Source organism: Candidatus Pantoea gossypiicola, from assembly GCF_008632075.1.
Taxonomy (GTDB): domain Bacteria; phylum Pseudomonadota; class Gammaproteobacteria; order Enterobacterales; family Enterobacteriaceae; genus Pantoea; species Pantoea gossypiicola.
Window position 1 is genome coordinate 19835 of the sequence record NZ_VWVM01000030.1, and the last position, 10798, is coordinate 30632.

The following is a 10798-nucleotide window of genomic DNA, read 5'->3' on the forward strand; positions in this document are numbered from 1 at the left end:
TTAATCTCAGCCTGCCGCTGGCAAACATCCACTCTGGCTGGCTGACCGGTCCCGTACTGGCTCTGTCGTTGCAGTATTCCCCGCTGTCGTCAGTGAATGAGGGATTTGGGACAGGTTTTACTCTGAATCTGACCCGTTATGACACGGATACCGGGAAGCTGTTACTTTCCACCGGTGAGGAGTACCGCGTCAGCAATAGCGGGGACACGGTGAAGCAGAAAAAACTCAAAAATTTCATTTTTGAGAAAAAAGGCGAGGGCACCTGCCGGGTTATCCACAAGTCCGGTCTTGTCGAAACCCTTTCACTTATCGGGACTGTGTATGTTCCCACCCGAATAACAGCTCCTGACGGTCGCGGCCTGGAGCTAGTGTGGAATGCGGCATATAAGCCAGCCCGGCTGGCCCGAGTGACGGAGGATGATGGCGCTATACTGTGCTCCGTGACATATCCGGATGAGTCCGTTGCCACCACTCAGTTCTCCCTGCTGCCGTATGACGGGAATGCCGGGTACAGCACCGTATTTAAATTCACCAATGAACTTCTGGTCCGGGTGACCAGCCACGCTGATGCCCCGGCACTGGTCTGGACGTTTGACTACAATGCCGTGGGGCCGCAAAAGAATTACCGCACCCTTACCGGACTGACCTCACCGACCGGGCTGACGGAAAAGGTAGCATATTATAGCGACAATGGTATGGCATTCCCGGACATTGCCGGTTTACCTGCGCTGCCCTGTGTGTATCAGCATACCCTCATACCCGGCGGGGGACAGCCTGAAAGTATCACGCGATGGACCTGGACTCAGAAAAACTATCTCGGCAACGAGGCTGGTCTGAACCAGTGGCAACCGGACACTGACGGCATGCTCAATATCCTGCTCAGTGACTATCAGTATGGCTCCACGGCAGAACGGATAGATACCGATGGCAGGTCCGTACTCAGTAAAGTAACCCGTCGCTACAACAGCTACCATCTGCAGGTCTCAGAAACCACAGTCAGAGACGGAAAAACGTATTCACAGACGACAGAATACCATGCGAAGCCTGGTGTGGCTTTTAATGACCAGCCGGTGCAGTTCGCCCTGCCCGTTTCGCACACTGAATCCTGGGAGGATACTTCTGGCGCATCCCCCCGCACACGCGTCACACTCACCGAGTTTGATGAGGCGGGCAATCCTTTATATCAGGAGACACCGGACGGTACCGTCACGAAATATGAATATTACCCGGCTAACGGCGAAGGTAATAATTGCCCGGCAGACCCGTATGGTTTTATCCGCTGGCTGAAAAGCCGGACAGTTACTCCCCGACAGGTTAAGGGGGATGAACCTGTTATCCGCATGGTCAGCACCTGGAGAAAACTGAATGCGCTCAGCGGAGAAGGTTACACCGTGGTGGCTGATTCGGTCACTCAGACGACCGGAAACGCCCGCACAGTGGTTACCCGTGAGTATTATGACGATATCAGCGATACGCTGACGTATGCCCGCGAGAAGACGCGGAACACGGTTCTCACACCTGACGTGTCAGAAGATAAGTCCTTCTCCAGCTCCCGAGCTTTTACATATGGAGCGGGGACGGGCATATCCGGCCTCAGACAGACCGACACCTTCACCGGTCATGACACTCTGACGGCGGCCCGTGCCACCATCCGGCACGCGCATACGGGACTGCTTCTCTCTGAAAAGGATGTGCAGGACGTCACGATAACGCATTCGTATGATAAGGCCAGGCGTCCGCTGAGCCGGACAATCGCGCCGGATACGGATTATGAGAACACCACGACCTGGTCTTATGTCATTGAAGATGACGGCCCTGTGACCAAGGTAACCGATGCTTCCGGTAACCAGCAGAAAACGCATGTTGATGGTGCCGGCCGACGTATCCGGCAGCAGCGTCTGGATATGGATGACACGCAGCAGTGGTTTGATGTGTCATCACGGGTACATAATCCCCTGGGGGAAGTGGCTTCCGGAACCGGCAGTGACTGGCATACCGGCGCGGGAGAACAGTATTCGCTTGATATGACCGCCTCGTATGATGGCTGGGGAACGGCTTCCCTGCTGGCATTCACTGACGGCATACAGCATGTGCACAATACCGACCCTGTGGGGCTGACGCGCACCACCCACATTCAGGGGGAAAATGACGGCGAAGCCCTGCGGGGCGTCACGCTGATAACGTCATATGATGAGCGCAGCTGGTTTCCCCTGACGGAGAGTCGCCGTGGCATCGCCGGGGAGAGACTGACCCGAACCCTTGAGTGGGACGGTCTTGGCCGTCTGCGTGGAGAAACGGATGAGGCCGGACATAAAACAGAATGGACGTACGATGCCTTCGGACGAGTGCTGAAGCAGACCCTGCCTGACGGCAGTACCGTAACGCGGACCTATGCCCCGCACCTGACCGGTAACCAGGTTGCCAGTATCAGCGTCACGGGAAAAAACAGGAGCGCCGAAGTGCGGACCTGGCACATGGGGACGCAGACGTTCGACAGCCTGGGGCGGGTGACTGAACGCGTCAGTGGCGGCCGTATGACAACGTACGCTTATGAGGGGGCCTCCCCGATGCCGGCATCGGTGACAGAGCCGTCGGGAAAAACACTGACGTACACGTACATTCCTGAGCTGGGCAACAGACTAAGCAGTCTGACCTCGGACGACGTGACGCAGACTTTCAGTTACGACAGACTCACCGGAGACCTGCTGACGGCGAAAGAGGGCAGTACGCAGAACGGTAATACCTGGACACCTTCCGGCAGTCTGAAAGCAGAATCTTTCACGCAGGCAAACACCATGCGTACCAGTGCTTATACCCATACGCTGGCAGGAGGAGTGGTCACGTATACGGACATTACCGGTAAAAAAACGACGTATGAACGGGACTTGTTCGGGCGGGTGGTGGGCATCAGTGATGACGCGCTGACGGTCAGCCTGACGTATGATGCACTGGGGCGCCTGAGTTCGCAGACGGTGACGGACACAGGTGCAAAAGCCTCCCTGACCACCGCCCTGAAATATGATGATTTTGGTCGGGAAATCACCCGGACCGTGACCGACAGCACCGGCGTTACACTGGCCATCGCACAGACCTGGACGGAGAACGACCTGCTGGCCAGTCGCTCCACACAACAGAACGGTAACTCTGTCAGGGAAGAAAAATACACCTACGATACCCGCAACCGGCTGGTTAAGTATGAAGCGAGTGGCAGCAGCCTGCCCGTGGATGCAGATGGTCATGAGATGACGTTGCAGCGATATGAGTATGATGCCCTGAATAATCTGTATGGCATGGAAACGAGATATCCGGATGATACTAACGATTACTGGGCAACGTATTTTTATGACAATCCGGATGACCCGACGCAGCTAACATCGGTGTCATCCAATATGCATCCGCAAGCACTGGTGCTGGAATATGACGCAGACGGCCGCATGACACACGACGAAGCGGGGCGTACGCTGGGTTATGATGTCACAGGAAGACTGGTCAGCGTCAACGGAGATGATATCAGCGGCGGAAGTTACGGCTATGATGCCCTGAATCGTCTGGTCAGCCAGAACGTCAGTGAGGGCGATACCCGCCAGCTGTTTTACCGTGCAGGCGAACTGATTAACGAGGTACAGGTACAGCAGGTCCGGGAAACGCGCCTGATAAAAGCCGGGCACACCTGTCTGGGCGTGAGCGACGGCAGCACGCTGACCCTGACAGCAGGCGACCACCATGACAGCCTCTTGTGGTCCCGTGGTACAGAGCAGAAGGAAGGAACACAGCACGTCTGGTCACCTTACGGTAACGGAAGCCCCACAGACGGACTGCCGGGCTTTAACGGTGAGCGCACCGACCCGGTGAGCGGGACCTACCACCTGGGTAACGGTTATCGTGCCTATAATCCGGTGCTGATGCGTTTCAACTGCCCGGACAGTCTGAGCCCTTTCGGGGCCGGGGGCATTAATCCGTACGCGTACTGCGCGGGCGACCCGGTGAACCATACTGACCCGTCCGGGCATATCAGCTGGCAGGGCATACTGGGTATCGTGACCGGCGCGCTGGGGCTGGCGTTCTCGATATTCACGGCCGGAGCATCCATTGCGGCGGCAGGCGGCGTGATGGCGGCGGTGGGGGCAGCATCCACAACATCCCTGGTCGTGGGCGGACTGGGTGTGGTGGCAGATGTCACAGCCATAGCCAGCGGGGCTGAGGAGGATCATAACCCGCGTGCATCGGCCATACTGGGCTGGGTGTCCATGGCCTTCGGGCTGGCTGGATTGAGTTTGGGGGGGGGGCAGAGTATAAGATGGTTGCTCAGGAGAGAAGGACAAGATGCACATTCGTTGCCATTACCACATCGTGCACAGGCCTTCTCCGTTATGGCTGCGTTTGATGATGAAAATAATATTATATACCGTGCTGATAGTGGTCTGATACACAATTTCAGGGGAAGCAATGAACCATTACTGATAGTACATGGCTCTGAGGATGGTGAACGTTTCATCTATACAAGAACCATCGGTGTTGAATTTTCTGAGCAATCAGATGCCTACTTTTTTGAAGTTCAACAGGCAAAAGTAGGTCCTCAACAATTAGTTGAGTTACTCAGGGAGAATCACGGGATAGACCTGTGTTCTGTTAAGGGAGTGTTGAATCTTTTGTCGTGTGGGAGCGGTGGAGATTACGGTACGGCGCAACAGCTTGCCAGTATTATTGGCCGACCAGTTCGGGCTTGGGGAGACCGATACACAACTCTTTCTGTTGGTGATATTAATGATTTATTTTGGGGAAGGGATACAACTATTAGTGCCGTGAATTTTGATGGAACTGAAACCATTGCAGACAGCAGGATCTACTATCCAATAAACAGAAGTATAAGGCGAATAAGTAATGTATCTTTAAATGAAGGCACCTTCGGAATGAGGGTTTGAGGTCCAACCAGACACTGTTGCAAAAAGAGGCGATAAACTTATTGCCTCCTTTTGATGTCCATGGCCGGTGATCACTTTGTTCGCTTCAGAAAGGTAAGTCTGCCAAAGCAGACACGCGCGAATGCCGATGCGCTGATGGCCACGCCGGACCAGATAAGGGGTCTGAAGGCCAATGAAACGAAAAGATACGTATCAGGGTTTTTTACACGATTGGCCCTCAAACCCCAATTATAGATAACATCTGTACCGCAGCGGATATCTTCAGCTGACCGGAAGAACGGTATTTACTAACTACAGTAGATGCCTGGCACAAAGGAGTGAATGATTTATGGGAATGTTTGACACGGTAGAGTTCCGCAACCAGATGCCGAACGGCAAAACGGAACATGACTACCAGACTAAGGATTTGGACTGCAGATGCGACTTTTACAAGATATCCTCATGCGGGCGTCTGATGCGCCAGCATGAGAATGGCGAATGGGTTGACACCGGTTTTGACGGGGTGTTGACCATGACCACCAGTGCCAGCCCCTTCCACGCGCTCCACGCCCACAGGGCCAGCGGCCCGTAGCGTAACGGCGTTTCAGGTCCGGCAGCACCGGCTAGCCCGGCAAGTAAAATACCCGCCAGCGCGCTGCGCTCATAAATGCACATGACCCAAGGTTAGATCTCTTCTATATGTTGGGCAATATCCCGCAGCCACTCTGCCAGCATTTCTCTGTCCATCTTTCTCCGCTCCGGTTTTTTACAGTCAGCATCAACATACCACACCAGGAAAAGTGAAGTCTTCGTGGATGGTTAAAAGGTAACCATCCTCGTCAGGCTTGCTGTCATCCGTGCTGGAAGCGACCTGCGCAGAATACCCTCACTTTATACACAGGATTGCCCACCAAAATTGTGGACAGTCACGATAAAAATAACGATGTCGCTGCGCTCCTCATTCATACCGCTCTGCTGTGAACGCCGTGCCGCTACTGTAGCCTGGCCGCTGTGCAGAAAAGGGAGGCCTCGCCACCATCCTCACCCGGTCACAGTGATTTCAAAATGCATTTTCCGCTGTCTTCCCGTCGTTCTCCGGCTCAATTTTCGCCGTCAAACCGTCCAGTCAGCGTCTGCTTTTATCTGTGCTGCGGCTTGCGGTGGCGCCCTTGCCTGCTCCGCTTTTCGCCCGGCTGTCGTATCGGCACGGCGTAACTGGCGCCGCATTTAAATAAGGAGAATGATTATTTCCCGTCTGATTTTGGGTGACTGTGTGCAGGTAATGACTGGCATTCCTGAGAAGGCTGTCGATTTCATACTGACTGACCCGCCATACCTCGTTGGTTTTCGTGACCGTCAGGGCCGCACCATTGCCGGTGATAAAACGGATGAATCGCTGCAACCTGCCTGTCATGAGATGTACCGCGTGCTGAAAAAAGACGCGCTGATGGTGAGTTTCTACGGCTGGAACTGCGTCGATCGCTTTATGGCCGCCTGGAAACAGGCCGGATTCAGCGTTGTTGGCCACCTGGTGTTTACCAAAACCTACACATCGAAGTCCGCCTATGTGGGCTACCGCCATGAATGTGCCTACCTGCTGGCAAAGGCCGCCCACGTCTGCCGCAGAACCCGCTGCCGAACGTGCTGGGCTGGAAATACAGCGGCAACCGGCACCACCTGACCGAAAAACCCGTACCCTGACGGTGCTGAGCCGGACCTGTTGCCGCGTGCCGAGGTTCTGGCCGCGCGAATTTTTCCCGCTGTTCTACGCGGTGCACCTGGCCGTCATCGGACTGATGGTGATGTGATATCTGCCGTGTCAGAATAGGGTCAGTCAGGGGAATACACGTGAAACAGATTTATCCGGAGGCAGGATGAAAGTGCAGGGGCGCCCCACGCTGACGCTGCGCCATAAGACGGAGCCAGAAGGTCAGCGTGCCGTAAACAACAGTGAACCGGACAGTGCGGGACCGGGCCTGGTCACGCGTAAAAAGACCGTGGTGGTGAACACGACTCCTGCCTGGAAGGTCAGGAAGCAGGCGGTGGATGAGAGCGCGAAAAAGGCGCAGGCGGACGAGAAGGCCGTCAGAAAAGCAGAGAAAGCCCGGCTGTGGGCAGTGCAACAGGCGCAGGAGCGCGAGGCCATGCGGGCGGCCAGGCGCAAGCCTGCACCTGAGCCGGTTTACCGGAAGGTTATGCCGCTGACGGACGCGCTCGTGCTCCTGGAGCGTTGCTGGCCGGCCCTCGTTACGGACGGCCAGCCGCAGCTCCTGGCGGTCAACATCCGGGAGGCGATGGTCAATGACATTCGCCGGCGCGGGCTGGAGGTTTCCGTGAAGACGCTGAAACGCTGCCTTGCCGCAGTCACCCGCTCGGATGCGTATCTGGGCGCCATGACGGTGGGCGCGTGGCGTAAAAACCTTGCCGGTGAACCGGTCGCACCGGTGAGCGAGGAGGAGGCGGCATATGCGGTGGAGCGCAGGGCTCAGGAGCATGCTAAACGACAGCGCAGGGCGGCCAGGGAAGCACCCGTACACGATACGAACTGATAACTGCAGAGAAGAGAAAAACACAGGATGAACATGAATAAAACCCTTTCAGTCATGCTTGCCGCTGGCCTTCTGGTCTCCGGTGTGGCGGGGGCAGCAGAGAAACCTGCCGCTGCCTTTACCCCGGAGCAGGAAGCCCGCATTGGTGAAATCGCGAAAGACTACCTGCTGGCTCATCCGGAAGTGCTGGTTGAGGTCAGCCAGAAGCTGCAGGCTCAACAGCAGGAGAAGCAGCAGCAGGCGATGACGGCCGCCGTAGTTCAGAATCAGGCAGCGCTGCTGAACGATAAAGGCACACCATCATATGGTCCTGCTGATGCGAAAGTGACGGTCGTTGAATTCTTTGATTACCAGTGCATCTACTGTGCCCGCCTGGCGCCGGAACTGGAGAAAGTGATAAAAGCTAACCCGGACGTGCGCTTTGTGTTCAAGGAATTCCCGATATTTGGCCAGCGCTGGCCGGCGTCGCTCAGTGCGGCGAAAACCGGGCTTCAGATCTGGAAGCAGAAGGGGGCCGATGCTTACCTTAACTATCACAACGCGATTTACGCCACCGGCCACAACGAGGGTAAGCTGACCGATGCTGATATCAGCGCGGCCGCAAAAGCCGTGAAGTTCGATGCGAAAACAGCCCCAGATGTTCAGGGAACCCTGGATGGCATAAACACACTTGCGCAGCAGCTGGGCTTCAGCGGTACCCCAGCCCTGGTGGTTCTCCCGTCAGCCGGCGCCAGTGCTGATAACGTGACGGTTATCCCTGGATACACCAGCGCGGAGGCCCTGCAGCAGGCCATCAGTCATGCTGCCCATGCTGCCGGCGATACCAAAAAATAATCAGGCGTCCGCCACCTGATACCGCTAAAAGAGACTGACGCCTTCGCCGTGCTCAGTTGTCCAACCCCGGAGAAGGGCAAAAGCAAGTTTTCCCCGTCTCCGGCGTTTCTGGTTAGCACATCCGAACAGTATTTCTGAGGTTATTTAATGCGTAAGTTCACCTTTCGCCAGCTGGCCGTGTCCGGTCTGGTATGCCTTTCGCTGAGCTGTATTCAGCCCGCAGCAGCGGCACCCTCCGTTCAGGTCGGCTTTTCACCTGAAGGCAGCGCGTTGCAGCTGGTCCTTAAGACGATTGAGTCAGCACAGCAGGAAATTCGGCTGATGGGCTACTCATTTACGTCTCCGGAAGTGGTTAGTGCGCTTGTCAGAGCAAAACGCCGGGGTGTGGACGTAAGAATAGTGCTCGATGAAAAGGATAACCGGAGTAAAGCCAGCCAGGCGGCGATGAACATCGCGGTAAACGCTGGAATTCCGCTGCGCACCAACGGTCGCTACGCCATCATGCATGACAAAGTCATTATTGTTGATAATCATACAGTTGAGTCAGGTAGCTATAACTTCAGTTATATTGCTTAAATAGCCGGAGCTTCATATTGCGGCCTTGTCTGATTTTAGCCCCTTACCAAGTGGGCATGTCAGAATCGCCGATATACTTATAATCCAGTCTGAAGGGTCAGGTTGGTTTAGACGATCAGGAAAAACCGACTGCGAATAAAGTCATGTGATGAACTTCACATTTATCATCATCTGCGCTCATATTATTCAACCTGTAATCAACCACTGGCGTTTTTCTGTATCCATCACAACCATTTCCGGTAAGGGTAAAAAGGAATTTGAACCTTTCACGGAGATGATAATGAAGGTCAAAGCATGGACAGTTTTGCCGATGTTGGCGTATCTGACGTCCTGTGCCGCCCCTGGCACAGAAAAATATCAGACCAGCATGGACAGCGTTACGGCAGAAAAAGTAAGCCGGATTATCCAGTCGGATGTCATCCCTTATAAAGACGAAAACCATGGAGAAGTTATCAGCCGTGTGTCGTCTGCTTTTCTCGGAACACCTTATCAGGCGGATACGCTCATCGGCGGGCCCGGCACACCCGAAGTCCTTGTCGCGAATTTTAACGGAGTGGACTGCTTTACCCTGGCTGATTACGTTGAGGCCCTGGCCCGTAGCGATGATCAGAAATCGTTTCTGCATAATCTAGCCAGGACCCGCTACACTGCGGGCAATGTTGATTATCTCAGCCGCCGGCACTTCTTCTCTGACTGGTTCGCCACAGCGCCGGGCAATGCACGGGATGTAACACCGGATATCAGCCCTGATTATGTCGTTGTTGACAAGCAACTTAACCGTAAGCCTGATGGCGGCGAGTACATTCCTGGTCTGGGCATCCATCCTCGCAAAATAAATTACATTCCTGGAAAAGCCCTCAACCAGCAGGCCATGGACAACCTGAAAAACGGAGATTATATCGGCGTCTATTCTCCGCTTGACGGGCTGGACGTTTCACATGTGGGTATCGTAGTTCGCTACGATGGACAGGTGTGGTTCAGGAACGCTTCCTCACTTGCCGCAAACAGAAAAGTGGTGGACTCTCCGTTTATGGAGTACATGCACTCCAAACCGGGCATCGTTGTGCTGCGGGCTGAATGATAAAGTGATTACCGGAGTCGCCTGCTGATAATAGCCGTCTGGCACAGGTATTGAAACCCCATGTTCAATAGGGCTGGGAGGCGATTATCATGTTAGTTTTCACCGTTCTGAGCCGTACGCCTGAACTGGCGAAAATGGCAGAGCGGCTTGGCATTATTGACGGGCAGCCCTTTCTCATCGGGGAAGATGGGACATTTGACCGTGATGTGAATGCCTTTTTGCGATCGCTGGTCGATCCATCAAGGCCGGGTCGGAATACCTGGCGTACCTATGCCTACCATCTTGCCCGCTTTCTGTGCTGGCTCGCACAGCAGGAAATTGCCTGGCGTGCCGTCGACTGCAGCGTCCTGCGCCTCTACTACACGCAGAGGCGATTCAGCCAGAAGCGCCCCGTCTCAGCCCGTACGTGGAACAATATTGCCGCTGCGCTGACGCGGTTCTATGAGTGGGCCGCCATGACGGGGGAGATAGCGAAAAGTCCCGTAGCGTATCGCGACATCAGAGCGGGTCGCATGACGGCTGCCCCGGGCACACAACGGGTCCGGTCAGCTATCATGGAGTCAGTCTCAGCCCGCCCGGTTCGTTACCTTCCACTGAAAGTTTACCTTGCTCAGTTCAGGCCTGCTTTTAGCGATACGCGCACATCAGAGCGGGATCGCGCCTTCGCCGATCTACAGATTTCAACGGGTATGCGCATTAATGAGGCAAACAGCCTGCTTCTGGGGGACCTGCCCGATGCTGTGGAGGGTGTTGTCATTGATGACCCCCGGAGCCAGTATATCTTTGAATATCTGAAGGCTGCTCTTAATGCTATCGATAAGGGCGTAAAACTGCGGGGGCTTTCTTACTGGTCTGCC

General features: G+C 55.0%; 5 protein-coding genes and 4 pseudogenes. 8 read left to right on the forward strand and 1 reads right to left on the reverse strand.

Translation table 11 applies throughout. From position 1 onward, the window contains the following. The first annotated feature begins 68 nt into the window (after nt 1-68). The gene (locus F3I20_RS22580) at nt 69-4922 is read left to right on the forward strand and encodes an RHS repeat-associated core domain-containing protein (RefSeq protein WP_223813128.1); all 4854 of its coding nucleotides are present in this window, start codon (nt 69-71) and stop codon (nt 4920-4922) included. Nucleotides 4923-5441: 519 nt separating this feature from the next. Here the strand turns inward: F3I20_RS22580 and F3I20_RS22585 are convergent. Next, nucleotides 5442-5585: pseudogene (locus F3I20_RS22585) on the reverse strand (disulfide bond formation protein B); the annotation flags it as partial. Nucleotides 5586-6147: 562 nt separating this feature from the next. On the opposite strand from F3I20_RS22585, the pseudogene F3I20_RS22590 reads away from it, so the two are divergent. From F3I20_RS22590 to F3I20_RS22620, 7 genes and pseudogenes are all read left to right on the forward strand, one after another. After that, nucleotides 6148-6596 (forward strand): annotated as a pseudogene (locus F3I20_RS22590) (DNA methyltransferase); the annotation flags it as partial. Further along, nucleotides 6596-6709 (forward strand): annotated as a pseudogene (locus tag F3I20_RS24575) (TraX family protein); the annotation flags it as partial. The pseudogenes F3I20_RS22590 and F3I20_RS24575, both read left to right, overlap by 1 nt. A gap of 66 nt (nt 6710-6775) precedes the next feature. Then, the gene (locus tag F3I20_RS22600) at nt 6776-7450 is read left to right on the forward strand and encodes a fertility inhibition protein FinO (RefSeq protein WP_223811738.1); all 675 of its coding nucleotides are present in this window, start codon (nt 6776-6778) and stop codon (nt 7448-7450) included. 33 nt (nt 7451-7483) lie between these two features. Beyond that, complete coding sequence (locus tag F3I20_RS22605) at nt 7484-8284, forward strand: DsbA family protein (RefSeq protein ID WP_150016060.1); 801 nt, start codon at nt 7484-7486, stop codon at nt 8282-8284. 147 nt (nt 8285-8431) lie between these two features. Then, nucleotides 8432-8848, forward strand: a pseudogene (locus F3I20_RS22610) (phospholipase D family nuclease); the annotation flags it as partial. A 286-nt stretch (nt 8849-9134) separates the two neighbouring features. Then, nucleotides 9135-9941, forward strand: coding sequence for a DUF1460 domain-containing protein (locus F3I20_RS22615; RefSeq protein ID WP_150016061.1), 807 nt, complete (start codon nt 9135-9137; stop codon nt 9939-9941). A gap of 89 nt (nt 9942-10030) precedes the next feature. Continuing rightward, nucleotides 10031-10798: tyrosine-type recombinase/integrase (locus tag F3I20_RS22620; protein ID WP_190286036.1), on the forward strand; the 768-nt coding region annotated here is incomplete at its 3' end.

Bases quoted from the DNA above. Each gene is read 5' to 3' on its own strand.
- F3I20_RS22600 (WP_223811738.1), top strand. From the start codon at position 6,776: ATGAAAGTGCAGGGGCGCCCCACGCTGACGCTGCGCCATAAGACGGAG.
- F3I20_RS22605 (WP_150016060.1), top strand. From the start codon at position 7,484: ATGAATAAAACCCTTTCAGTCATGCTTGCCGCTGGCCTTCTGGTCTCC.
- F3I20_RS22615 (WP_150016061.1), top strand. From the start codon at position 9,135: ATGATAATGAAGGTCAAAGCATGGACAGTTTTGCCGATGTTGGCGTAT.